This is a genomic window from Streptomyces cyaneofuscatus (assembly GCF_033109485.1).
Taxonomy (GTDB): Bacteria; Actinomycetota; Actinomycetes; order Streptomycetales; family Streptomycetaceae; genus Streptomyces; species Streptomyces cyaneofuscatus.
The window spans coordinates 5,733,091-5,757,148 of the sequence record NZ_CP137002.1; the positions used below are offsets into that span (position 1 = coordinate 5,733,091).

General features: G+C 69.6%; 19 protein-coding genes and 2 tRNA genes. 12 read left to right on the forward strand and 9 right to left on the reverse strand.

Annotation, left to right across the window (positions count from 1 at the left end; translation table 11 throughout):
• Positions 1–21 precede the first annotated feature (21 nt).
• A complete protein-coding gene (locus tag R2B67_RS25110; protein WP_317821220.1) occupies positions 22–1,464 on the reverse strand; it encodes an amino acid permease in 1,443 nt (480 codons plus the stop codon).
• 181 nt (positions 1,465–1,645) lie between these two features.
• Entirely contained in the window at positions 1,646–3,076 is a 1,431-nt protein-coding gene (locus tag R2B67_RS25115) for an amino acid permease (protein ID WP_317821222.1), read from the reverse strand.
• 312 nt (positions 3,077–3,388) lie between these two features.
• On the opposite strand from R2B67_RS25115, the gene R2B67_RS25120 reads away from it, so the two are divergent.
• Positions 3,389–3,982, forward strand: coding sequence for a biotin transporter BioY (locus R2B67_RS25120; RefSeq protein ID WP_317821224.1), 594 nt, complete (start codon positions 3,389–3,391; stop codon positions 3,980–3,982).
• 18 nt (positions 3,983–4,000) lie between these two features.
• On the opposite strand, the gene R2B67_RS25125 is transcribed toward R2B67_RS25120, so the two are convergent.
• A complete protein-coding gene (locus R2B67_RS25125; protein ID WP_317821226.1) occupies positions 4,001–5,329 on the reverse strand; it encodes an FAD-binding oxidoreductase in 1,329 nt (442 codons plus the stop codon).
• A gap of 125 nt (positions 5,330–5,454) precedes the next feature.
• On the reverse strand, positions 5,455–6,894 hold the full coding sequence (locus R2B67_RS25130; RefSeq protein WP_030563688.1) for an amino acid permease: 1,440 nt from the start codon (positions 6,892–6,894) through the stop codon (positions 5,455–5,457).
• Between the two features lie 261 nt (positions 6,895–7,155).
• Between R2B67_RS25130 and R2B67_RS25135 the strand changes: the two genes are divergently transcribed.
• Positions 7,156–7,644, forward strand: coding sequence for a ribose-5-phosphate isomerase (locus R2B67_RS25135; protein ID WP_010062974.1), 489 nt, complete (start codon positions 7,156–7,158; stop codon positions 7,642–7,644).
• Between the two features lie 93 nt (positions 7,645–7,737).
• Entirely contained in the window at positions 7,738–8,556 is an 819-nt protein-coding gene (locus R2B67_RS25140; RefSeq protein WP_317821233.1) for an Fpg/Nei family DNA glycosylase, read from the forward strand.
• Positions 8,557–8,575: 19 nt separating this feature from the next.
• On the opposite strand, the gene R2B67_RS25145 is transcribed toward R2B67_RS25140, so the two are convergent.
• The gene (locus tag R2B67_RS25145) at positions 8,576–9,811 is read right to left on the reverse strand and encodes a GNAT family N-acetyltransferase (protein WP_317821235.1); all 1,236 of its coding nucleotides are present in this window, start codon (positions 9,809–9,811) and stop codon (positions 8,576–8,578) included.
• A gap of 105 nt (positions 9,812–9,916) precedes the next feature.
• On the opposite strand from R2B67_RS25145, the gene R2B67_RS25150 reads away from it, so the two are divergent.
• Complete coding sequence (locus R2B67_RS25150; protein ID WP_164239136.1) at positions 9,917–11,062, forward strand: PP2C family protein-serine/threonine phosphatase; 1,146 nt, start codon at positions 9,917–9,919, stop codon at positions 11,060–11,062.
• A 139-nt stretch (positions 11,063–11,201) separates the two neighbouring features.
• Here R2B67_RS25150 and R2B67_RS25155 read toward each other — a convergent pair whose 3' ends face one another.
• Entirely contained in the window at positions 11,202–12,413 is a 1,212-nt protein-coding gene (locus R2B67_RS25155) for a cation:proton antiporter (RefSeq protein ID WP_317821236.1), read from the reverse strand.
• 226 nt (positions 12,414–12,639) lie between these two features.
• Here R2B67_RS25155 and R2B67_RS25160 point away from each other — a divergent pair, with 226 nt between their 5' ends.
• Entirely contained in the window at positions 12,640–13,155 is a 516-nt protein-coding gene (locus R2B67_RS25160; RefSeq protein WP_317821237.1) for an HD domain-containing protein, read from the forward strand.
• A gap of 53 nt (positions 13,156–13,208) precedes the next feature.
• On the opposite strand, the gene R2B67_RS25165 is transcribed toward R2B67_RS25160, so the two are convergent.
• Positions 13,209–14,354 (reverse strand): acyltransferase family protein, encoded by a 1,146-nt coding sequence (locus tag R2B67_RS25165; RefSeq protein WP_317821238.1) that lies wholly within the window; start codon positions 14,352–14,354, stop codon positions 13,209–13,211.
• A 445-nt stretch (positions 14,355–14,799) separates the two neighbouring features.
• On the opposite strand from R2B67_RS25165, the gene R2B67_RS25170 reads away from it, so the two are divergent.
• Positions 14,800–14,994, forward strand: a complete 195-nt coding sequence (locus R2B67_RS25170; protein ID WP_026241379.1) for a hypothetical protein — start codon at positions 14,800–14,802, stop codon at positions 14,992–14,994.
• A 79-nt stretch (positions 14,995–15,073) separates the two neighbouring features.
• Here the strand turns inward: R2B67_RS25170 and R2B67_RS25175 are convergent.
• Positions 15,074–15,147, reverse strand: a tRNA-Gly gene (locus tag R2B67_RS25175).
• Between the two features lie 166 nt (positions 15,148–15,313).
• Between R2B67_RS25175 and R2B67_RS25180 the strand changes: the two genes are divergently transcribed.
• The 5 genes from R2B67_RS25180 (at position 15,314) to clpX (ending at position 20,073) form a co-directional block, all read left to right on the forward strand.
• Positions 15,314–15,390, forward strand: a tRNA-Pro gene (locus R2B67_RS25180).
• A gap of 151 nt (positions 15,391–15,541) precedes the next feature.
• The gene (gene tig / locus R2B67_RS25185; RefSeq protein WP_073873516.1) at positions 15,542–16,924 is read left to right on the forward strand and encodes a trigger factor; all 1,383 of its coding nucleotides are present in this window, start codon (positions 15,542–15,544) and stop codon (positions 16,922–16,924) included.
• A 323-nt stretch (positions 16,925–17,247) separates the two neighbouring features.
• Positions 17,248–17,853: an ATP-dependent Clp protease proteolytic subunit gene (locus tag R2B67_RS25190; protein ID WP_018511477.1), complete on the forward strand. Its 606-nt coding sequence runs from the start codon at positions 17,248–17,250 to the stop codon at positions 17,851–17,853.
• Positions 17,854–17,932: 79 nt separating this feature from the next.
• On the forward strand, positions 17,933–18,616 hold the full coding sequence (locus R2B67_RS25195; protein WP_026241380.1) for an ATP-dependent Clp protease proteolytic subunit: 684 nt from the start codon (positions 17,933–17,935) through the stop codon (positions 18,614–18,616).
• A 158-nt stretch (positions 18,617–18,774) separates the two neighbouring features.
• On the forward strand, positions 18,775–20,073 hold the full coding sequence (clpX, locus tag R2B67_RS25200; RefSeq protein ID WP_161263655.1) for an ATP-dependent Clp protease ATP-binding subunit ClpX: 1,299 nt from the start codon (positions 18,775–18,777) through the stop codon (positions 20,071–20,073).
• An 84-nt stretch (positions 20,074–20,157) separates the two neighbouring features.
• Here the strand turns inward: clpX and R2B67_RS25205 are convergent, their stop codons facing one another.
• A complete protein-coding gene (locus R2B67_RS25205) occupies positions 20,158–21,207 on the reverse strand; it encodes a hypothetical protein (protein WP_317821242.1) in 1,050 nt (349 codons plus the stop codon).
• A gap of 138 nt (positions 21,208–21,345) precedes the next feature.
• Here R2B67_RS25205 and R2B67_RS25210 point away from each other — a divergent pair, with 138 nt between their 5' ends.
• Complete coding sequence (locus R2B67_RS25210) at positions 21,346–23,967, forward strand: valine--tRNA ligase (protein WP_317821243.1); 2,622 nt, start codon at positions 21,346–21,348, stop codon at positions 23,965–23,967.
• Positions 23,968–24,058 lie beyond the last annotated feature (91 nt).

Here is a 24,058-nt window from a genome sequence, read left to right on the forward strand (position 1 = left end):
CCGGATCACAGCAGCGGGCGACTACTTCCGCTGCGCCGGGATCTCGGCCGCGTCACTGCCGCGGAGCCGCCGCTGACGTACGACACCGATCCCGATCAGCACCGCCGTCAGCGCCCCTGTGGCCAGCAGCTGGTCGCGGGTGTCCGGCTGGCGCAGCATCAGCAGGAAGATGCCCGCCATGCCCGCCAGGGCGACGATCGTGAGGACCGGGAAGAGCCACATCCGTACGACCAGCTTCTCGGGCGACTCGCGCTCGGTGCGGCGGCGCAGGATCAGCTGGGAGACGGCGATGAAGATCCAGACGACCAGGATCACCGCGCCGATCATGTTCAGCAGCCAGGGGAAGACGTCGTCCGGCCGCCAGTAGCTGAGCAGCACGCACAGGAAGCCGAACACCGAGGAGAACAGCACCGCGTTGCGCGGCACCCCGGAGGAGATCCGGCCGAGTACGGCCGGTCCCTGGCCCCGGGCGACCAGGGACCGGGCCATCCGCGAGGCGCCGTAGATGTTGGCGTTCATCGCGGAGAGCAGGGCGATGAGGATGACCACGTTCATGATCTGCGCGGCGCCGCCGATGCCGAGGTGGTCGAGCATCGCGTAGAAGGGGCCGACCTCGGCGACCTTCGGGTTGTCCCAGGGGACCAGGGTGACGATGACGGCCATGGAGCCGATGTAGAAGACCGCGATGCGCCACATCGCCGTACGGACCGCCTTCGCGACGCCCTGCACCGGGTTCTCCGACTCGGCGGCGGCGATGGTGACGGTCTCCAGACCGCCGTACGCGAAGACGGAGGCGAGGAGCCCGATGATGAAGCCGTCCATGCCCTTGGGCAGGAAGCCCCCGTCGCCGGTGAGGTTGGTCAGGCCGGGCGCCTTCGTGTCCGGGAGCACGCCGAAGATCGCCAGCAGGCCGAGCACCAGGAACAGGGTGATCGCGATGACCTTGAGCGCGGCGAACCAGAACTCGAACTCGCCGAAGTTCTTCACGGCCGCCAGGTTCGTCCCCAGGAAGACCACCATGAACAGGGCGACCCAGGCCCACTCGGGCGTCCCGGGCAGCCAGCCGCTGACGATCTGGGCGGCGCCGATGCCCTCCAGGCCGACGGCGACGCAGAGCAGGAACCAGAAGGACCAGCCCGCGGTGAACCCGGCCCAGGGGCCGATCGCCCGTTCGGCGTGCACGGAGAAGGAGCCGGAGGCCGGGTTGGCGGCCGACATCTCGCCGAGCATGCGCATCACCATCATGACGAGCAGCCCGGAGAGCGCGTACGCGACGACGATCGAGGGTCCGGCGGCGGCGATCCCGGCCCCGGAGCCCACGAAGAGCCCGGCGCCGATGACGCCGCCGAGGGCGATCATCGAGAGGTGCCGCTGCTTGAGACCGTGGGTGAGCGCGGAGTCCGCCGAGGCTCCGGTGGGGGCCGCGGAGTCAGCGGTGGGGGGAGACACGGAGGTCCGAGACATGGACAAGCTCTGTTCGCTAGCTGAGACAGGGGACGAACCCACAGTCTGAGCATCCGCACCGCTCACACGGAACGGGTGTCCGCTATACGGGCACGAGGCTCACACAAGGTGCACACGCGCCTACCGGCCGGTAAGAGCCGACCCCTTGCGTCCCGACCCATGCATCCCGACCCTTGCGTCCCTACCGGCCGGTCAGCGCCGACCCCTTACGCTCCCGCCACTGACGCCCCACCGCCACCAGCAGCACCAGCGCCGTCGCCCCCGCCGACCACAGCACCTGCGGCCGCGCGTCGGCGTCCGTCAGCATCAGCACCAGCACCCCCAGCAGCCCCGCCAGCGTCAGCCAGCTCAGATACGGGAACCACCACATCCGCAGCGCGAGCGCCCCCGGCGCCTCGCGCTCCAGCCGGGCGCGCAGCCGCAGTTGGGAGGCGGCGATCAGCGCCCAGACGAACAGGAGCACCGCGCCGACGGAGTTGAGCATGTAGAGGAACACGGTGTCCGGCCAGAGCAGATTGAGCAGTACGGAGACGAAGCCGAAGGCCACCGAGGCCAGCACCGCCCGCCGGGGCACCCCGCCCGCCTTCCCCGGGGAACCGCCCGACACCTTGAGCAGCCCGCGCGGCGCCTCCCCGCGCTCGGCCAGCGAGAACACCATCCGCGAGGAGCCGTACAGATTGGCGTTGAGCGCCGAGAGCAGCGCCACGAACACCACGATGTTCATGATCTGCCCGGCCGACGGCACCCCGATGGAGTCCAGCACCTTCACATACGGGCTCAGCCCGGCCTGCTGGGCGGTCCACGGCAGCACGGTCACGATGACCAGCATCGACCCGACGTAGAAGAAGAGGATGCGCACCACCGCGCTGCGCACCGCGCGCCCCACCGCACGCGCCGGGTCGTCCGTCTCGGCGGCGGCGATGGTGACGACCTCCAGGCCGCCGAAGGCGAAGACCACCGTCAGCACGCCGGAGACGACCCCGCCCCACCCGTTCGGCAGGAAGCCCCCCTGCCCGGTCAGGTTGGTCATCCCGACCGGGTCGGTGTCCGGCAGCCACCCGAAGACCGCCAGCACCCCCAGCCCCAGGAAGACCACGATCGCGCCGACCTTCAAGGAGGCGAACCAGAACTCGAACTCGCCGAAGTTCTTCACCGCCGCCAGGTTGGCCGCGGTGAACACGACCATGAACAGCAGCACCCACGCCCACGGTTCGACCGCCGGCACCCACCCGTGGGCGATCTGCGCGGCGGCCGTCGCCTCCACGGCGAGGACCACGACCAGCAGGAACCAGTACAGCCAGCCGACGCTGAACCCCGCCCACCGCCCGAGCGCCCGCTCCGCGTGCACGGAGAAGGAGCCGGAGGCGGGCATCGCGGCGGACATCTCGCCGAGCATCCGCATGACCAGCATCGCGAGCGCGCCCGCGATCAGATACGAGACCACGATGGCGGGCCCCGCCACCGCGATCCCCGCGCCCGACCCGACGAACAGCCCGGCCCCGATCACCCCGCCGAGCCCGAGCATCGTGAGGTGACGCTGTTTCAGCCCGTGTTCGAGGGGCTCGGCGGGGGCCGTGGTGGGCCCGGACGGGGTGGGGGGAGCCTCGTGCATGGTGTGCGGGTCACTCTCGGATCATTTATGGGGAACCTACAGTCTGAGCCTCCAAGGCCTCTCCCGCCAAAACGGACCACCCGCCGCCCCACCTCCGTGACGAGCATCACGCCCAGAGGCGATTGCGCGGGGACCTTTGTGCGAATCCCACCAACCCGTCAACCACCGCTTTGTGGGCGGCTGATGGTGATCGGTCGTTCACTGCTGGGCTAACGTCGGCAGCAGTCCCACCATCTGCCCCACCCCACATGCCCCACCCCACCTGCCTGGCGGAGCCGTCCCAGCCCGCCTGCCCTCACCCGCGGAGTCCCGATGAGCACTGCTGCCGCCCCCGTCCGCTCCGGAGCGGTCCTCGCCGACCTGCTGCCCGCAGCCCGGCACCGCTACGCCGTCGACGCGGCCCTCGTGCTGGGCGGCGCCGCCCTCACCGGCATCGCGGCGCAGATCTCCGTCCCCGTCCCCGGCTCCCCGGTCCCCGTCACCGGCCAGACCTTCGCCGCGCTCCTCATCGGCACGGCGCTCGGCGCCCGCCGCGGCTTCCTCGCCCTCGCGGTGTACGCGGTCGTCGGCATGGCCGGGATGCCGTGGTTCGCCGAGGGCACCTCGGGCTACGCGATGCCGTCCCTCGGCTACATCCTCGGGATGCTGCTCGCCGCCACCGTCGTCGGCGCCCTCGCCCGCCGCGGCGGCGACCGCTCGGTGCTCCGCACGGCGGGCACGATGGTGATCGGCTCCGCGATCATCTACGCCGTCGGCGTGCCCTACCTGGCGCTCGCCACCGGTATGTCCCTGAGCGCCGCCGTCGCGGCCGGTCTCGCCCCGTTCCTGATCGGCGACGCGCTCAAGGCGGCCCTGGCGATGGGCGCGCTGCCCGCCTCCTGGAAGCTGCTGGGCCGCCGAGGCTGATCCCGTCCGCCCGAAGACTCAGGCCCCGTACGGGCCACCGAAGAGGCCCGCCGGATCGTACTGGGAGACCAGACCGGCGAGCCTCTTCGCCGTTTCCGCCTCATGGAAACCGGCGGTACGGTCCCCGCCGCCGAAGGAGAAGTTCAGCGACCGCCCCAGGACGGCCGGCTCCAGCACCCGCCCCACCTCCCCGTACAGCGCGCGCACCGCGCCCACCTCCGTACCGTCCAGCGGCGACAGCAGCCGCAGCAGGAACCCGGCATCGCGGTACGGCACGGCGTTCGGGACCTCCGGCCGCGCGGCCAGCGCCCCGCCCAGGTGGTTGAGCTGCACCACGGTCATCATCGGCGCCCGGGGCCCGGCCAGTTCAAAGGCCTGTACGGTCCGCTCCGCGTCCGGCTCGCCGAGCACCGCACTGTCCCCGTAGTAGGCGTGCGGGAACGGCGGGTCGCTGTGGATGGTGTGGCTCTCGGTGTACGGCATCTCCCGCAGCGAGTCCGACAGGACCGCCGCGGGCCCCCCGAGCGCCCGCAGCGGCGCCACCAGCCGCTCGCCCTCCGCCACGTCCCCCGTGAAGGCGACCCGCACGGAGATCACGTACCGGCCGCGCAGCTCCTCGGGCAGCTGGGGCAGGTCCGGGTACACGAGCGCGGCCAGCGAAGACGTCAGGGTCTCCGGCACGGTCCGCGTCCACTCCAGATAGCCGCGTACCACCTCGCCCGCCGCCCGCGTCCCGTCGAAGGCGATCGAGCCGCCGTAGAGCCGCTCCACCGCCACCAGAGCGATCTCCAGGCCGGTCACCACCCCCAGCCGGTGCCCGCCCCCGCGCAGCCCCCAGAAGAGCTCCGGCTCGCGCTCCGGCGTGACCCGGCGTGCGGTGCCGTCGGCGGTCACCACGTCCAGCGAGCGCACGTGGTCGGCGGCGTACCCGAACTCCCGGGCCAGGATCCCGAGCCCGCCGCCCAGCGTGTAGGAGACGGCGCCCACGGAGGGGGAGGAGCCGTTGAGCGGGGCGAGCCCGTGCGGGGCCGCCGCCTCGATCACCCGGCCCCAGCTCGCGCCCGCGCCGATCCGGGCGGTGCGGCGGACCGGGTCGACGGTGACGGAGTCCAGGGCGCGGGTGGCGATGAGGACCCCGCCCTCGACGGGGCCGGGGAGGCCGTGGCCGGAGGCGTGCGCGGCGACGTGCAGCCCGCGCCCGCCGGCGTACGCCACGGCCTCCCGTACGTCCTCGGGCGTGGCGGCCTCCACCAGCCGGCCGGGCCGGATCGGGAAGCCGGTCTGGAAGGTGGGCAGGGGCTCGGCCCGCCCGTTGTGCCCGGCGGACCCTTCGGATGCGGAAACCATGAGGGAGGCTCTCCTTCGCTCGCGCTTTCGGCGGTACGAAGGAAAGCCTCCCCGAGATACCTGACACCTACAGTCATGTATCTCTCACGCGCGTGTCACTCACATGCGTGTCACTCACATACGTGTCACTCGGCGGGGGTGACCGCCTTGCGGCTGCGCGCCTCCCGGACCAGCGAGATGCCCACCACCAGCGCCGCGACCAGCAGCGACAGCACGACCTGCTCGCGGGCGGTGTCGTCGGTCAGCATGTAGACCAGGACGAAGGAGATCGCCGCGATCGTCGCCCAGGTGAGGTACGGGAAGAGCCACATCCGTACGACCAGCTTGCCCGGGGTCTCGCGCAGGATGATCCCGCGCATCCGCAGCTGGGTGAAGCAGATGACCAGCCAGACGAAGAGCGCGACCGCGCCGGAGGAGTTCAGCAGGAACGCGAACACCGTGTCGGGCCACTGGTAGTTGAAGAACACCGCCACGAAGCCGAAGACGACCGAGGACAGGATCGCCGCCTGCGGCACGCCGCGCTTGTTGACCTGGGCGAAGGACTTCGGCGCGTCGCCCCGCTCGCCGAGCGAGAACGCCATCCGGGAGGCCGTGTACAGGCCGGAGTTGAGACACGACAGCACGGCCGTCAGCACGATGAAGTCCATGACGTTGCCGGCCTGCGGGATCCCGATCGAGTCGAGGGCGGCGACATAGCTGCCCTTCTCCTGGATCGACGGGTCGTTCCACGGCAGCAGCGTCAGCACGACGAAGATCGAGCCGAGGTAGAAGACGGCGATACGCCAGATCACGCTGTTGGTGGCCTTCGAGACGGCCCGCTGCGGGTCCGAGGACTCGCCGGCGGCCAGCGTCACGATCTCACTGCCCATGAACGAGAAGACGACCATCAGGACACCGGTCAGGATGGCCCCGGGTCCTTCGGGGAAGAACCCGCCGCTGTCCGTCAGATGCGCGAGACCCGACCCCGGGTTGTCCGAACCGGGCAGGAACCCGAAGACCGCGAGGAAGCCGACGACCACGAACGCGGCGATCGCCACGACCTTGATCCCGGCGAACCAGAACTCGAACTCGCCGTAACTGCCCACCGAGACCAGGTTGGTGGCGGTCAGCACGACCATCACGATCAGCGCCCAGGCCCACTGCGGGACGCCCGGGATCCAGCTCTCCAGGATCTTGGCGCCGGCCGTGGCCTCGACGGCGAGCACCACGACCCAGAAGAACCAGTAGAGCCAGCCGATGGAGAAACCGGCCCACCGGCCCAGCGCCTGGTCGGCGTAGGCGGAGAAGGAGCCGGAGCTCGGGCGGGCGGCGGCCATCTCGCCGAGCATCCGCATCACGAGGACGACCATCAGGCCGACCATCGCGTACGAGATCAGGATCGCCGGTCCCGCGGCCGCGATGCCCGCGCTCGATCCCACGAAGAGCCCGGCGCCGATCACGCCGCCGATCGCGATCATCGAGAGGTGGCGGTTCTTCAGGCCTGCCTGAAGCCCGCCCGACGAGTCCGGCCGGTCCGGCTCACCGGGCTCCTGGCCCGGCTTCGCCAGCGTCGTCTGCGACGTCATGGGGGGATTCCTTACCTTTTCGAGCATGAGGGTGTGCCCTGCTCCGCCGTCGGATCGTGCCCGTGGGGTGTGCGAAGACAAGGCCACGCATTCAAGCCCGATACAAGGCGGAAGGGGAACCCCCTCTTTCGGATCGTTTGCCTGATCGTTGCCCGAGTGGTGTTCGCCACATGAAATCGGGCTCGAACCTGCGAATCATCGAATGAGGGTGTGCGACCCCGCTGACGGCTACCCGGCGGAGTTCGTGCCACACTTCGCACCATGCGCGTGTACCTCGGATCCGACCATGCCGGTTACGAACTCAAGAACCACCTCGTCGAGTGGCTCGGTGCCCACGGGCACGAGGCCGTCGACTGCGGTCCCCACATCTACGACGCCCAGGACGACTATCCGCCGTTCTGCCTCCGTGCCGCCGAGAAGACGGCCGCGGACCCGGACAGCCTCGGCATCGTGATCGGCGGCTCCGGCAACGGCGAGCAGATCGCCGCCAACAAGGTCAAGGGCGTCCGCGCCGCACTGGCCTGGAGCGAGCAGACCGCCGCCCTCGGCCGCGAGCACAACAACGCCAACGTCGTCGCGATCGGCGGCCGGATGCACACGGTGGAGGAGTCGACGAAGTTCGTCGAGATCTTCCTCTCCACGCCGTACTCGAACGAGGAGCGCCACACGCGCCGCATCGAGATGCTCTCGGCGTACGAGAACACCGGCGAGCTCCCCCCGATCCCGGCCCACCACCCGCAGCAGGGCTGACCCCGACGCCCACCTGTGCCGCCGGGTCCCGGACCCGGCGGCACGGCCATGTCACCGCCCGCCCTTCCAGAGGAACCACAGGAGCAGCCCGCCGTGCCCGAGGGACACACGATCCGCCGCCTCGCCCAGGACCACGCCGAGCGGTTCACGGGCGGGCCGGTCCGGGTGAGCAGCCCGCAGGGCAAGTTCTCCGACAGTGCGGCCCTCCTCGACGGGCACACCCTCACCACCACCGACGCCCACGGCAAGCACCTCTTCCTGGGCTTCGGCTCCTCCGGCTGGGTCCACATCCACCTCGGCCTCTTCGGCAAGCTCGGCTTCGGCACCGCCCCGCCCCCGCCGCCCACCGACACCGTTCGCCTCCGCCTGGTCAACGCGGCCCACCACGCCGATCTGCGCGGCCCCACCACCTGCGCCCTGATCACCGAGCCCGAGAAGCGCGCGATACACGAGCGCCTGGGCCCGGACCCGCTCCGCGGCGACGAGGACGGCGAGCGCGCCTGGCAGCGGATCTCCCGCAGCCGGACCACGGTCGCCGCGCTCCTGATGGACCAGAAGGTCATCGCGGGCGTCGGCAACGTCTACCGGGCCGAGGTCCTGTTCCGCCACGGCATCGACCCGTACCGCACGGGCAAGGACCTCACCCGCGCCGAGTGGGACGCGATCTGGGCGGACCTGGTGGAGCTGATGCACGAGGGCGTGCGGAACAACCGGATCGACACCGTCCGCCCGGAGCACCTCCCCGAGGCGATGGGCCGCCCGCCCCGCAAGGACGACCACGGCGGCGAGGTCTACGTCTACCGCCGGGCCAACCTGCCCTGCCACATCTGCGAGAGCGAGATCCGGACGGCGGACCTCGCCGCCCGCAACCTCTTCTGGTGCCCGCGCTGCCAGGACCCGGGCGGCGCCTGACCGCTCGGGCAACGCCTGCTCAGAACCCGTGCGGCAGCCACGGCTCCACGTGCCACGAGAACGCCGAGGAGACCTCCTCCACCGCTCCCGGCCGCACCTCCCGCACCCGCCCCGCCGCCGCGAGCGAGGTGAACGACACCCCGCCCAGATAGGCGGCGCCCAGCTCCCGTACCGACAGCTCCAGATCCGGCGCACGATCCGGCGCACGCCGGCACGAGGCACCGCCCTTCGCGTCCGCCACCAGATGCCAGCGCCCCGCGTTCCACGGGCAGAAGTCGTCCGCCACCTCCAGCACCACATCCACCGGCGTCCGGTACGCGCGCGCCTCCAGCGCCGCCCCCACCTCCACCAGCCGTACGTAGAGCGAGTCCTGCACCCGCGCCTCGCACCGCCGCACGTCGGACACCAGATGCATCAGCGGCTCGTCCACCGGCCGCGAGCCCGCCTCCACCGACGACGTCAGGTCGATGCCGAACAGGAACCGCCACAGCGCCGCGTACGACGCCGGATCCAGCGCCGCCAGATCCCGCAGCGCCACCGTCCCCTTCGGCCCCGCCCGGTCCCAGTCGGGCCGCACCCGGAACGTGGCGTACCCGGTCACCTCCCCGTCCCGCTCGGCCAGCACGCACTGCAACGGCGAGGCGCCCGCCCGGTCCTTCTCCGTGTCGATCACCGCGGCCTGCTCCCACTTCGGCTGCCGCACCGGCGTGCCCGGACGCTCCGCGGCGAGCCGCCCGTACACCTCCTCGCACGCGGGCAGGGCCGCCACCGGATCCGTGTACCGCACCCGTACCTCGTCGGTGCCCGGCGGCAGATCCAGCTGTACGCGGGAGGTGTCGATGTTCACACTCAGGGCCCGGGTCGCGGCCCCGTACCCGAAGCGCCCGTAGATGGCCGGTTCCGAGGCCGTCAGCACGGCGAGCGGCTCGCCCCAGGAACGTACGTCGTCCAACTGGCGCCGCATCATCGTCCGCAGCAGCCCGCGCCGCCGGTGCGTCCCCGAGACGCTCACCGCCGTCACCCCAGCCGTCTCCACCGCGGCCCCGCCGGGCACGGTCAGCCGGAAGCTGTAGGCGCCCGCCGTACCGACGCACACCTCCCCGTCCCACAGCCCGATGGACCGGTCGTGCTCGGTCAGGTCCTGCCAGAGCGCACGCGACTCCGGGGCACTCGCCACGCCCCCGAACGCACGCTCCAGACAGGCGAACCAGGAGTCCCATTCAGCAGGTCGCAGCACACGGAGTTCTGAAGTCATAGGCCATCCCTACCAGGGTGAGCGGAAGCGGACGACCCGATTTCGCGCGGATCGTCACCGGGGTCCCCCTGCACCGGAGGCGTCCGGGTGGATAGGGTCCCGGCAATGGCCCGTCGCGGAGGAGTGGACGACTTCTGGGCCCGGTGGCGCAGATCGGCGCACCGGGCCCGCATCGGGCTGCGCAGATCCGGGGTGGACTACTTCCGGGGCGACGGCTCCGACTGGATCGCGATGGCCGGTCTGCTGCTGACGATTCCCGCCATCACCTTCGCCACCATCGCCAGCCCGGTCTGGATCGACCCGGCCGCCCTCGCCCTCCCCATCGTCGCGGGCGGCCTCCTGCTGCGCCCCGCCAGCCTGCTCGGCCTGTACGCCACGGCCGCCGGCGCCCTGATCGTGGAGGCGCTCACCCTCGGCCCGTACCTGGACGGCCCGGCCCGGGTCACCCCCGGCACCGTCCTCGTGGTCGCCGCCTGCGGGTTCTTCGGTCTGGTCCTCGCCCAGTTCCGGGCCCGGGTCGGGGTGCCCTGGCGGCGCGGCGGCACCATGCTCTTCGACCTGCGCGAACGCATCCGGGTCCAGAGCGCCCTGCCCCGGCTGCCCCAGGGCTGGCACCGCGAGATGGCCCTGCGCCCGGCCGGCGGGCAGTCCTTCTCCGGGGACTTCGTCGTCGCGGCCCGCACCCACGGCGGCCGGACCCTGGAGGTCGTCCTCACCGACGTCTCCGGCAAGGGCATGGACGCGGGCTCCCGGGCCCTGCTGCTCTCCGGCGCCTTCGGGGGCCTGCTCGGTTCGCTGCCGCCGCACGGCTTCCTCGCCGCCGCCAACGGCTATCTGCTGCGGCAGGACTGGGACGAGGGGTTCGCGACCTCGATCCACCTGGTGCTGGACCTGGACTCCGGCGACTACGAGATCTTCTCGGCCGGTCATCCGCCCGCGCTCCAGCTGCACGCGGGCAGCGGGCAGTGGGAGGAGAAGTCGGGGGAGGGGCCGCTGCTCGGCGTCTACGACGGGGCCGAGTTCGACGCGGTCAAGGGCTCGCTCGCCCCGGGCGATGTGCTGATGCTCTTCACGGACGGACTGGTGGAGGCGTCCGACCGGGACATCGCCGAGGGGATCGACCGGCTGACCGGCGAGGCCGACCGCTATGTCTCCGCCGGCTTCGAGGGCGCGGCCTGGCATCTGATCGAGGCCTGCGCCAAGGACGTCAACGACGACCGGGCGCTCCTGCTGCTTTCGCGCAGGCACTGAGAGAGCCTCGGCGGCACCGAGAGAGCCACGGTGGCACTGAGAGGGCCTCGTCAACGGAGAGGTGCCCATCACCCGCGAGTGATCATGTGGTGATCGTCACTCACGGGTGCGGTGTACGAGGACACCTCTCCGTCTCCGTTCAGACCGACACCGGGATCTGCTCCTGATCCTTGTCGCCGTCCTTCCCGCCACCGTCCTTGCCGCTACCGCCACCGCGTCCGCCGGGCAGGATCCGCGCCAGCCAGTGCGAGCGTCCGGCCGCCAGCGGGGCGAGGACGGCGAGCAGGAGCACGTAGCCGGCGATGAACGGCGAGAGCCGGCTGTCGAGTCCGGCGGCGGCCGCCATCGTCGCGAGGATGAGCGCGAACTCGCCGCGGGCCACCAGCGTGGTGGCGATGTTGGCCGTGCCCTGGGAGCCGAAGTCGTAGATCCGGGCGGCGGCGAGACCCGCCGCCACGTTCATCGCGAGCGTCAGGACGACGGCCGCCAGCACCGGCCAGAAGACGCTCGGGAGGACGCCGGGGTCGATGGAGAGACCGAAGGCGAAGAAGAAGATCGCGCCGAACGCGTCGCGCAGCGGGTGGACCAGCTTGAGGATGCGCTCGCCGGAGGTGGTCGAGCCGAGCATGAGACCGACCATGAAGGCACCGATCGCGTCGGCGACGCCGAACATCTCGGAGACACCGGCGACGAAGACCGCGACACCGAGGAAGGAGATGACGAGGAGCTCGTCGTCCCTGGTGTTCATCAGCTTGCCGATGACCTTCGTCCCGAACCGGGCCGCCAGGGCGAGCAGCAGCAGGAAGCCGAAGGCCTTGCCGGCGTCGACGAGCATCGCCGAGAGGCTGTCCGCACCGGACAGGATCGGCTGGAGAGCGGCGAGGTAGAGGGCGAGGAAGACGTCCTCGACGACGATGATGCCGAGGATCGGCCGGGTCTCCGGGTTACCGATCCGCCCCAGGTCCACCAGGATCTTGGTGACGATGGCGGACGAGGATATGCCGAGCACACCGGCGAGGACCAGCGCCTCGGACGTGCCCCAGCCCAGCGCGAAACCGAAACCGAGACCGGCGCCCACGTTCAGGACCAGATAGGTCCCGCCCGCGATGGCCATCTTCCGGCCGCCCGTCCTGAGGTCGTCCATGTGGAACTCGAGCCCCAGGTAGAAGAGCAGGAGGACGAGTCCCAGCGCGGAGAGCATCTCCAGGTCGTGCGGGTTGGAGAGAAGCGTGTAACCGGGGGTGTGAGGGCCGAGAAGGATGCCGGCCAGGATGAACAGGGGGATCGTAGGCAGCCCGATGCGGCCGCCGAGACGGGCGAGGACGGCAGCGGCCAGGAAGGCGCCGCCCATGGCGAGGAGGGTGTCTGCGTGTCCGATGAGCCTGTTCCTTAGGGAGTAGGTCAAGAGGGCGTCAAGGGGGCGTCAATAAACCATCAGTAATTAGTTTACCGAACGATTGACTCTGCAACTATGAAGCCGTCGTATTGTCAGCTTTTGTCTGTTTGGGGCATGACGGGTCTTCCCGACAACGCCGCAGGCCGGAGGGGTTGTTGACGCGCCGCCGTAGAGTCGGGCCATGTCCGGCAACCATCTGAACCTGGCCCAGGTCGAGGCTCTTGCCCGCGAGGCCCATGCGACGCAGACCGACAAGGCGGGCCGCCCCTACGCGGAACACCTGGCAGCGGTGGCCGAGGGCGTGAGGGTGCGCGGCGGCAGCGACCGGCAGATCGCCGCGGCCTGGCTGCACGACGCGATCGAGGACGGCGCGCTCTCGGCGCGCTGGCTGGCGGAGGCCGCGCTGCCGCAGGAGGTCAAGGACATGGTCCTGGCCGTCACCAAGCGGCCGGGGGAGGAGCTGTCCGCGTACACGGCCCGGATCCTCGCCACCCCGGGCGCCCTGCTCGTGAAGGAGGCGGATCTGGCCCACAACGCGGATCCGGCCCGCCTGGCCGTCCTGGAGGAGCCGACGCGTACCCGGTTGACGGCGAAGTATGCGCAGGTACGGGGGCTGTTGGGGCTGACCGGCGGGAAGTCACCCTCGGACCGAAAGGATTCGGCCAACCCGGAAGCGCGCAACCCCGAAACACACTGATCCACCCGCGGCCCCCGCCGACGGGTGGATCAGGTACGAGGAGGGGAGCGGTTTCAGCGCTTCGCGGGATCCTTCCGGAACGCCCACTTCATGTCCGGCTCGGTGGCGAACTTCAGGGCCCGGGCCACCGGCGGCGAGCACATGAGCGTCACCGCGCCCGCGGCCACGACCGAGACGAACACCAGGCCGACGGGGCCGGAGAGCCAGGTGTGCCGGTCGAACAGGCCCGTGTACACAGCGCCCTTGATCAGGAAGCCGTGGAGCAGATAGCCGCAGATCGTCCCGGCGCCCAGCACCGTGAACCACATGTTCCGGCGCGGCACCCAGGCCAGGAAGCCGATGGTCAGCGCCAGGGCGCAGCCGAACAGGGCCAGCGACATCACCGCACCCGACCACCACGGGGCGTCCATCTCCTGGGCGCTGTTGGCGCGGTAGAGCCAGCCGAGCTGCATCCGCGGGGCGATCCAGTACGCGAACAGCAGCGCGCCCGCGAACAGCGGCAGGGCGAGCAGCCGCACCTCGCGGCGCCGGATCAGCTGGAAGTGCTCGGACTTCATCAGCAGGCCGAGGACGAAGAACGGCAGGAACTGGAAGACCCGCTGGAGGTCCAGGTCGTCGCCGATGTCGGGGGAGACCGAGGCCAGCATCGCGATGGCGAGCGCCACCGGCAGCGGATGGCGCAGGGTGAGCCAGATCGGTGTGGTGACCCGCCAGATGAACAGGGCGATCAGGAACCACGTCAGGAACAGCGGATCGACCAGGGTGATCGAGGTGTCGGGTGAGTCGTCCACGTACCGCTTGAAGAGCGAATAGGCCGTCTCGAACAGCACGTACGGCACGGCCACCCCGGTGATCAGGCGCTTCACCTTGGGGGACGACATGTCGAACGTACGGGAGAAATAGCCGGAGATGAGGATGAAGGCCGGCATGTGGAACGTGTACACGATCATGTAGAGCGCCCGGGTGGCCCGGCTGCCGTCCATCACCGGTTCCCAGGCGTGCGCCACCGCGACCAGGACGATGGCCAGATACTTCACGTTGTCGAAGTAGGGATCACGCCGCTTCGCCGCCTTCGGCGGGACTTCGGTGGGGGCCGGGGCGGCGTTCGTGGGGGTGGGCGTCTGCTCGCGTCTGGGCTCCGGCTCCCGGGTCGCCGGGGGGAGCGGGGCCCTCGTGAATACGCTCGGAGCTTGGAACATCTAAGGCACCTTAGACCCGTCGATTGCCACGCGTAAAACCGCGATGAGATATCGCGTGTTCCCGCCTATTCGCAGGTGAAACAGTCGAACACTGCCCGCTATGACACACTTGATCCCGCTTAAACAGGGCATATCGGCGGCGTGTTGAGCGAGTGAATTACGTCGCTACCCGCCGCTCGAATTACCTGTGAACGACCTGTGGGAACAGGGAGAAGATCACCGCGGCCGGAGTCGGTGAATATGCGGCCGCACGGATTTCGCGGCGGAGGTGCGGCTGCCCGGCGTGGAGCCCCCGTGAGCTGGGCAGGATGGCGGGATCCGGTCAGTGCGATCCGTCACCCGGCAGCAGACACCCGGGAGTTGGTGGCACGATGGACGCGACGGGGCGCGCAGTGGTGCACGTTTCCGGGCCGGCAAGGCGGACCGACCGAGGGTGTGATCAGACGTGGCTATTTCACTGTCTATGGTGCTGCTGTTCGCGGTCATCCTGGTGGTGCTGATCCGTGGGGGCTCCATCAAGCCCGGCCCCGCGCTCGTCGCCGTGCTGTTCGGGTTCTTCCTGGCGTCGACCGGCATGGCCCCGTCGATCAACAGGTTCATGAACTCGATAGCGGACACGATCAACCAGATCAGCTTCTGAGCCGGTCCGGCTCCCGCACGCGGGAAGCCCCGCACGCAAGAGGCCCGGTCCGACGGAGATATCGGACCGGGCCCAGGCGTGGAGCGGGCGACGGGAATCGAACCCGCGTAGCTAGTTTGGAAGACTAGGGCTCTACCATTGAGCTACGCCCGCGAGCGGTGCACCGCAGGTCCACCGGACCGCGGCACGGACAGCATCGTAGCGGGTCGGCGGCGCTCTCCGCACACCCGTTGACGCCGGCCGCCGGACCATCCTCCGCGCCCCTCCGCAAAGCGGCCGACGCACGGCTCCGGTGCATGTACCCTACGTGTCGCACCGACGGGGTGTGGCGCAGCTTGGTAGCGCGTCCGCTTTGGGAGCGGAAGGTCGTCGGTTCGAATCCGGCCACCCCGACCACCAGCAAGATCGCATTGTGGGAGTCCTCCCCCTTGCCGTTACTATGCAAAATGCGTGCCCGTGTGTCTGATGTACCGGGCTCGGTCCGCGAAGCCACCAATCAGGCGGCCCAGCAGAACCCCAAGAAGTCAGCCACCAAGGAGACCGAACCGTGAAGAGCGCCGTGGAGACCCTGAACCCGACTCGGGTTCGGCTCAGCATCGAGGTGCCCTTCGAGGAGCTCAAGGACAGCCTCGACGCGGCGTACAAGAAGATCAACCAGCAGGTCACGGTGAAGGGCTTCCGCAAGGGCAAGATCCCCGCCCGGGTCATCGACCAGCGGTTCGGCCGCGGTGCTGTGCTGGAGGAGGCCGTCAACGACGCCCTCCCGAAGTTCTACACCGAGGCGGTCAACGAGGGTGAGCTGAACGTCCTCGGCCAGCCCGAGGTCGACATCACCGAGCTGAAGGACGGCGAGCTGCTGGCCTTCACCGCCGAGGTTGACGTACGCCCCGAGATCGAGATCCCGGACTACTCCGGCATCGAGGTCACCGTCGACGCCCTTGAGGTCACCGACGAAGAGGTCGAGAAGGCCGTGGAGCAGCTGCGCGAGCGCTTCGCCTCCACCAACCCGGTCGAGCGCGCCGCCGCCGACGGCGACGTCGTCACGATCGACCTGGAGGCCAAGGTCGACGGTGAGGTCCTGGAGGACGGCGTGGCCGCGGGTGTCTCGTACACCATCGGTTCCGGCGAGCTCCTCGACGGCATCGACGAGGCCGTGACCGGCCTGGAGGCCGGTGGCGAGGCCACCTTCACCTCCGAGCTGAAGGGCGGCTCCGCCGAGGGCAAGGCCGCGGAGGTCACCGTCAAGGTCACCGCCGTCGCCGCCCGTGAGCTCCCCGAGCTGGACGACGACTTCGCCCAGATGGCCAGCGAGTTCGACACGCTGGAGGAGCTGAAGGCGGACAGCCGCAAGCGCCTGGAGACCACCAAGCAGTACGACCAGGCCACGCAGGCCCAGGAGCGCGTCCTGGAGGAGCTGCTGAAGCTCGCCGAGGTCCCGATCCCGGAGAAGCTGCTCGCGGACGAGGTCCAGACCCGCAAGCACAACCTGGAGCACCACCAGCTCGGTCAGATGGGTCTCGACCTCGAGAAGTACCTGGAGATCCAGGGCAAGACCCTGGAGGAGTTCGAGAACGAGACCTCCGAGCAGGCCATCAAGGGCATCAAGACCCAGTTCATCCTGGACGAGCTCGTCAACAAGGAGAAGCTGAACGTCAACCAGGAGGAGCTCACCGAGCACCTCATGCGGCGTGCTGCCTCCTCCGGCATGAGCCCCGACCAGTTCGCCCAGGCCGTCGTCGAGGGTGGCCAGGTGCCGATGCTCGTCGGCGAGGTCGCCCGCGGCAAGGCGCTCGCCGTCGTCGTCGAGGCTGCCAAGGTCGTCGACACCAACGGTGAGGTCGTCGACCTCGAGGACGACGAGGAAGAGACCACGGAGGCGGCCGCCGAGGCCACCACCGAGGACAAGGCCGAGGAGAAGAACGAGGCCTGAGCCTCGCCCTGATCCGACGCCGGCCACACGTTGACCGGCACGACGGGCCCCGGACGCACCACATGCGTCCGGGGCCCGTCGCCGTACAGCGTCCGTATGCCGTCCGCATTCCCCTCCGTACCGCCGTGCGGGCCCGGAACCCCTGTGCCCCCTGCGGACCTTGCGCTCCCAGCGAACAGTTGCGGAACCGGGATGGCGTTGTCCCACCTGCGCGTTAGGGTCCATGAAGAGGAAGGGTGGGGGAGTCCCTCACCCGCCCGGTACGAAGACGCTGAGACGGCCGGAGCCGTCAGAGACGAGCAGGTGGATACGTGACGAATCTGATGCCCTACGCCGCCGGAGAGCCGTCCCTCGGTGGAGGCCTCGGTGACCAGGTCTACAGCCGACTGCTCGGCGAGCGCATCATCTTCCTCGGTCAGCAGGTCGACGATGACATCGCCAACAAGATCACCGCACAGCTCCTGCTCCTTGCCGCCGAGCCCGACAAGGACATCTACCTCTACATCAACAGCCCCGGTGGTTCGGTGACGGCCGGTATGGCGGTCTACGACACCATGCAGTACATCCCGAACGACGTGGTCACCATCGGGATGGGCATGGCGGCCTCGATGGGCCAGTTCCTGCTCACCGGCGGTGCCGCGGGCAAGCGCTTCGCGCTCCCCAACACCGACATCCTCATGCACCAGGGTTCGGCCGGCATCGGCGGAACGGCCTCGGACATCAAGATCCAGGCCCAGTACCTGCTCCGCACCAAGACGCGCATGGCCGAGATCACCGCCCACCACTCCGGCCAGACCGTCGAGACGATCATCCGCGACGGCGACCGCGACCGCTGGTACACGGCGGAGGAGGCCAAGGACTACGGCCTCATCGACGAGATCATCACGGTCGCGTCGGGCATCCCGGGCGGCGGCGGCACGGGTGCCTGATCCGGTTCCCACCGGACCGGCAGCACCTCCCGCACACCTCTCGTACGCCGAGACCCCCAGCCCACAGAACGCCACCAGGATGGTGAACACCCACATGAACAACTTCCCCGGCGCCTCCGCGAGCGGCCTCTACACCGGCCCGCAGGTGGACAACCGCTACGTCGTCCCGCGCTTCGTGGAGCGCACCTCGCAGGGTGTGCGTGAGTACGACCCGTACGCGAAGCTCTTCGAGGAGCGCGTGATCTTCCTCGGCGTCCAGATCGACGACGCCTCGGCCAACGACGTCATGGCGCAGCTCCTGTGCCTGGAGTCGATGGACCCGGACCGCGACATCTCGATCTACATCAACAGCCCCGGCGGCTCGTTCACCGCGCTCACCGCGATCTACGACACGATGCAGTTCGTGAAGCCGGACATCCAGACGGTCTGCATGGGCCAGGCCGCCTCCGCCGCCGCCATCCTGCTGGCCGCCGGCACCCCGGGCAAGCGCATGGCGCTCCCGCACGCCCGTGTCCTGATCCACCAGCCGTCCTCGCAGACGGGCCGCGAGCAGCTCTCCGACCTGGAGATCGCGGCCAACGAGATCCTCCGGATGCGGACGCAGCTGGAGGACATGCTGGCCCGGCACTCGACCACCCCGCTGGAGAAGATCCGCGAGGACATCGAGCGTGACAAGATCCTCACGGCCGAGGACGCCCTGGCGTACGGGCTCGTGGACCAGATCGTGTCCACCCGCAAGACCACCGCGGGCGCATCGCTCTGACGTCGGTCTTTCCCCTTGGCACATTCCGTTTGCACGGTCTCGGCCGTGTGAACCGTGCCAAGGGGGGCCCGAACGGGGGCCCAGGCAAGGTACCGTCGGATAGAGGCACCAGGAGCCGCTGAACCAGGCGGTCTCCCAGGCGAAGGGGAAGCAACCTCGTGGCACGCATCGGTGATGGTGGCGACCTGCTCAAGTGCTCGTTCTGTGGCAAGAGCCAGAAGCAGGTGAAGAAGCTCATCGCGGGACCCGGTGTGTACATCTGCGACGAGTGCATCGATCTCTGCAACGAGATCATCGAGGAGGAGCTCGCGGAGACGAGCGAGGTCCGCTGGGAAGAGCTTCCCAAGCCCCGCGAGATCTACGAGTTCCTCGAGGGGTACGTCGTCGGGCAGGAGCCCGCGAAGAAGGCCCTCTCGGTCGCGGTGTACAACCACTACAAGCGGGTCCAGGCCGGGGAGAACGGCGGCGGCGCGGGCCGTGAGGACGCGATCGAGCTCGCCAAGTCGAACATCCTGCTGCTGGGCCCCACCGGCTCCGGCAAGACGCTCCTCGCGCAGACCCTGGCCCGCATGCTCAACGTCCCGTTCGCCATCGCGGACGCCACCGCGCTGACGGAGGCCGGCTATGTCGGCGAGGACGTCGAGAACATCCTGCTGAAGCTGATCCAGGCGGCGGACTACGACGTCAAGAAGGCCGAGACCGGGATCATCTACATCGACGAGATCGACAAGGTCGCCCGCAAGAGCGAGAACCCGTCGATCACCCGCGATGTCTCCGGCGAGGGCGTCCAGCAGGCCCTGCTGAAGATCCTGGAGGGCACCACCGCCTCCGTCCCGCCGCAGGGCGGACGCAAGCACCCGCACCAGGAGTTCATCCAGATCGACACGACGAACGTGCTGTTCATCGTGGGCGGCGCCTTCTCCGGACTGGAGAAGATCATCGAGTCCCGGGCCGGCGCCAAGGGCATCGGCTTCGGCGCCACGATCCGCTCCAAGCTGGAGATCCAGGCGAGCGACCAGTTCCAGGAGGTCATGCCGGAGGACCTGGTGAAGTTCGGGATGATCCCCGAGTTCATCGGCCGTCTCCCCGTGCTGACCTCGGTCCACAACCTGGACCGCGAGGCGCTGCTCCAGATCCTCATCGAGCCGCGCAACGCCCTGGTCAAGCAGTACCAGCGCCTCTTCGAACTCGACGGCGTGGAGCTGGAGTTCGAGCGCGAGGCGCTGGAGGCCATCGCCGACCAGGCGATCCTGCGCCAGACCGGCGCGCGCGGCCTGCGCGCCATCATGGAGGAAGTCCTCCAGTCCGTGATGTACGAGGTCCCGTCCCGCAAGGACGTCGCCCGCGTCGTCATCACCCCGGACGTCGTCCGCAACCACGTCAACCCGACGCTGGTCCCGCGCGAGCCGCGCACGATCGGCAAGAACGACGGCGGCCGCCACGAGAAGTCCGCGTAACGACAGCGCAGTTACGTACGCCGAAGGGGCGCCCGACCGGTCAACCGGCGGGCGCCCCTTCGGGGTTGAGGCAGACCGGGCGCGTCAGATCTTGGTGCGCGAGGTGTTGTAGAGCTTGGCGGCGAGGGCGGCCACCTCGTCCTGCGCGATGCCCTTGCCGGTCAGGGCACCGCCGACGTCCACGGCGACGACCATCCCGACGGTGCTGTAGTCGGCCCAGATGCAGACCGGGGTGATGACCTCCTTCGGCCCCTTCGCGAGGGTGCCGTCGGCCTTGTCGTTGATCGTCTTGAGGTCCTGGCACCGCATCAGTGCGCCGTCGAATCCGGCCGGCTTGACGTCCTTGGGGCTGCCGATGAGCGAGACCTTGGCGCCGTTGCTGCTCTCGCTCATCTTCTTCTCGGCGTCATTGAAGGAGTTGTTGATGACCTTGGCCGGGTCCTGGACCTCACCCCAGTAGCCCTGGAGCAGGAGCAGCTTCTGCGTGAGCGGGTTGTCCTTCGAGCCGCTCTGGTACTCCGTGCCGGCCTGCTGCGGGTCCTTGACGCCCGCGGCCTCGGCATCGGCCTTCGACTTCCCCGTCAGCGGACCGGACCGGACCGGCTTGGCCGGGTCCTTCGCGTAGTCGTCCACGGAGGCGGCGGGCGTCAGCTTGTAGCCCTTGGTGGAGTCGGCCACATCACTGTTGCTCGCGTTGCCCGAGGTGAAGAACCACACCCCGGCGCCGATGACCGCCAGCGCCAGCACGGACGCCCCCACGATCAGCCCGGTCTTCTTCTTCGGCTGCTGCGGCGGGTACGGCGGCTGCCCCCCGTACGCGGGCTGGCCGCCGTACGGCGGAGTGGGCGGCTGCTGCCCGTACGGGCCCGGCTGCTGGGGCTGCGGGTAGCCGTAGCCCGGCTGACCCTGCGGCGGGGTGCCGTAACCGGGCTGGCCCTGCGGCGGCGCGCCGTACGGGCCCGGCTGCTGCGGCGGGACGCCCTGGGGGGCCTGCTGGGGGTAGCCGTAGCCGGGCTGGCCCTGCGGGGGGCCCTGCGGCGGCTGACCGCCGTACGGCCCGGGCTGCTGTCCGTACGGTCCGGGCTGGCCCTGCGGCGGCTGCCCGCCGTACGGGCCCGGCTGGTTGTAGCTCATTGCGGTGTCCCCTCCGAAATTCCTTATGCGTTGCCAACATCCTGACGGAAGCCGCCCTGACATGGGTCATCGGCCCGGACACCGTTACTGAACCAATCCGTTTCAGTGCAGACCTGTGACGGCCCTAAACTGTCCCCCGTGACCGAGAACTCATCGCAGCAGCCAGCCAGCAACCCCGAACTGCCGACCCAGTACGCGCCGGCCGATGTAGAGGGGAAGCTGTACGAGCGCTGGGTAGAGCGTGGTTACTTCGAAGCCGACGAGCACAGCGACAAGCCGCCCTACAGCATCGTCATCCCGCCGCCGAACGTCACCGGCTCCCTCCACCTGGGCCACGCCTTCGAGCACACTCTGATCGACGCCCTCGTCCGCCGGAAGCGGATGCAGGGCTTCGAGGCGCTCTACCAGCCGGGCATGGACCACGCCGGTATCGCCACCCAGAACGTCGTCGAGCGCGAGCTCGGCAAGGAGGGCAAGTCCCGCCACGACCTGGGCCGCGAGGCCTTCGTCGAGCGCGTCTGGCAGTGGAAGAACGAGTCCGGCGGCCAGATCTCCGGCCAGATGCGCCGCCTCGGCGAGGGCGTCGCCTGGTCCCGTGAGCGCTTCACCATGGACGAGGGCCTCTCCAAGGCTGTCCAGACCGTCTTCAAGCAGATGTACGACGACGGGCTGATCTACCGCGCCGAGCGCATCATCAACTGGTGCCCGCGCTGTCTCACCGCGATCTCCGACATCGAGGTCGAGTACCAGGAGGACGACGGCGAGCTCGTCTCCATGACGTACGGGGAGGGCGACGAGACCATCGTCGTCGCCACCACCCGCGCCGAGACGATGCTCGGTGACACCGCCGTCGCCGTCCACCCCGACGACGCGCGTTACCAGCACCTGATCGGCAAGCAGATCAAGCTGCCGCTGACGGACCGCACCATCCCCGTCGTCGCCGATCACCACGTCGACCCGGAGTTCGGCACCGGCGCGGTCAAGGTGACCCCCGCGCACGACCCGAACGACTTCGAGATCGGCAACCGGCACGACCTGCCGTTCATCACCGTCCTCGACGAGCGCGCGGTCATCACCGTCCCCGGCCCCTTCGAGGGCCTGGACCGCCTGGAGGCCCGCTCCGCCATCGTCGCCGCCCTGCGCGCCGACGGCCGGATCGTCGCCGAGAAGCGGCCGTACGTCCACTCCGTCGGCCACTGCTCGCGCTGCAAGACCACCATCGAGCCGCGCCTCTCCCTCCAGTGGTGGGTCAAGGTCGCCCCGCTCGCCGAGGCCGCGGGTGACGCGGTCCGCGACGGCAAGGTCAAGATCCACCCGCAGGAGATGGAGAAGCGGTACTTCGACTGGGTCGACAACCTCCACGACTGGTGCATCTCGCGCCAGCTCTGGTGGGGCCACCGCATCCCCGTCTGGTACGGCCCGAACGGCCAGGTCGTCTGCGTCGGACCGGACGACGAGGCGCCCACCGGCGAGGGCTGGACCCAGGACAGCGACGTCCTGGACACCTGGTTCTCCTCGGGCCTGTGGCCCTTCTCCACCCTCGGCTGGCCCGAACGGACCGACAGCCTCGCGAAGTTCTACCCGAACTCCGTCCTGGTCACCGGCTACGACATCCTCTTCTTCTGGGTCGCCCGGATGATGATGTTCGGCCTGTACGTCAACGACGGCACCCCGCCGTTCGGGACCATCGTCCTGCACGGCATGGTCCGCGACGAGCACGGCAAGAAGATGTCGAAGTCCTTCGGCAACGTGGTCAACCCGCTGGACTGGATGGACAAGTACGGCTCCGACGCCCTGCGCTTCACCCTCGCGCGCGGCGCCAACCCCGGCACCGACGTGCCGATCGGTGAGGACTGGGTCCAGGGTTCGGCGAAGTTCTCCAACAAGATCTGGAACGCCACCCGCTTCGCCCTGATGAACGGCGCCACGATCGAGGGCGACCTGCCCCCGGTCGAGGAGATGTCGGTCACCGACCGCTGGATCCTCTCGCGGCTCAACAAGACGGTCGCGGACGTCGACGCGTTCTACGACGACTTCCAGTTCGCCAAGATCAGCGAGGCGCTGCGCCACTTCGCCTGGGACGAGGTCTTCGACTGGTACGTCGAGCTCTCCAAGACCACGTTCTTCGCGGGCGGCCGTCCGGCCGAGGTCTCGGGCCGGGTCCTCGGCGAGGTCCTCGACGTGATGCTGCGGCTGCTGCACCCGATCGTCCCGTTCGTCACGGAGGCGCTGTGGACCGCGCTCACCGGGCGCGAGTCGATCGTCATCGCCGAGTGGCCGGGCGACTCCGGCTTCCGCGACGACGCGGCCGAGAAGGAGATCGAGCTCGTCCAGCAGGTCGTCACCGAGGTCCGCCGCTTCCGTAACGACCAGGGCCTCCAGCCCGGCCAGAAGGTCCCGGCCGAGCTGACCCTGACTGGCACGGCGCTCGCCCCGCACGAGGCGGCCATCCGCCAGCTGCTGCGGCTCCAGCCCGCGGGCGACGGCTTCCACGCCACCGCCTCCCTCCCGGTCGCCGGGGCCACCGTCGCCCTGGACCTCTCCGGCACGATCGACGTCCCGGCCGAGCGCAAGCGGCTCACCAAGGACCTGGAGGCGGCGCAGAAGGAGAAGGCGCAGGCCACCGGCAAGCTCGGCAACGAGGCGTTCCTGGCCAAGGCCCCGGACAACGTGGTCGACAAGATCCGCGGCCGGCTCTCCAAGGCCGAGGCCGACATCGAGCGGATCTCCGCCCAGCTGGCGGCCCTCCCCGCAAGCTGATCAGCCAGGGGGCGTCCGACAATTCGGCGCGGGCGGGCGACGCCCGGCACGGCGCCTCGCGGCGTTGCCGAAAAGCCCTAGTAGCTCCGCT

Bases quoted from the DNA above. Each gene is read 5' to 3' on its own strand.
- R2B67_RS25115 (WP_317821222.1), bottom strand. From the start codon at position 3,076: ATGCACGAGGCTCCCCCCACCCCGTCCGGGCCCACCACGGCCCCCGCC.
- R2B67_RS25110 (WP_317821220.1), bottom strand. From the start codon at position 1,464: ATGTCTCGGACCTCCGTGTCTCCCCCCACCGCTGACTCCGCGGCCCCC.
- R2B67_RS25135 (WP_010062974.1), top strand. From the start codon at position 7,156: ATGCGCGTGTACCTCGGATCCGACCATGCCGGTTACGAACTCAAGAAC.
- R2B67_RS25130 (WP_030563688.1), bottom strand. From the start codon at position 6,894: ATGACGTCGCAGACGACGCTGGCGAAGCCGGGCCAGGAGCCCGGTGAG.
- R2B67_RS25195 (WP_026241380.1), top strand. From the start codon at position 17,933: ATGGTGAACACCCACATGAACAACTTCCCCGGCGCCTCCGCGAGCGGC.
- R2B67_RS25205 (WP_317821242.1), bottom strand. From the start codon at position 21,207: ATGAGCTACAACCAGCCGGGCCCGTACGGCGGGCAGCCGCCGCAGGGC.
- R2B67_RS25150 (WP_164239136.1), top strand. From the start codon at position 9,917: ATGGCCCGTCGCGGAGGAGTGGACGACTTCTGGGCCCGGTGGCGCAGA.
- R2B67_RS25190 (WP_018511477.1), top strand. From the start codon at position 17,248: ATGCCCTACGCCGCCGGAGAGCCGTCCCTCGGTGGAGGCCTCGGTGAC.
- R2B67_RS25155 (WP_317821236.1), bottom strand. From the start codon at position 12,413: ATGGGCGGCGCCTTCCTGGCCGCTGCCGTCCTCGCCCGTCTCGGCGGC.
- R2B67_RS25165 (WP_317821238.1), bottom strand. From the start codon at position 14,354: ATGTTCCAAGCTCCGAGCGTATTCACGAGGGCCCCGCTCCCCCCGGCG.
- R2B67_RS25160 (WP_317821237.1), top strand. From the start codon at position 12,640: ATGTCCGGCAACCATCTGAACCTGGCCCAGGTCGAGGCTCTTGCCCGC.
- R2B67_RS25125 (WP_317821226.1), bottom strand. From the start codon at position 5,329: ATGGTTTCCGCATCCGAAGGGTCCGCCGGGCACAACGGGCGGGCCGAG.
- R2B67_RS25145 (WP_317821235.1), bottom strand. From the start codon at position 9,811: ATGACTTCAGAACTCCGTGTGCTGCGACCTGCTGAATGGGACTCCTGG.
- R2B67_RS25120 (WP_317821224.1), top strand. From the start codon at position 3,389: ATGAGCACTGCTGCCGCCCCCGTCCGCTCCGGAGCGGTCCTCGCCGAC.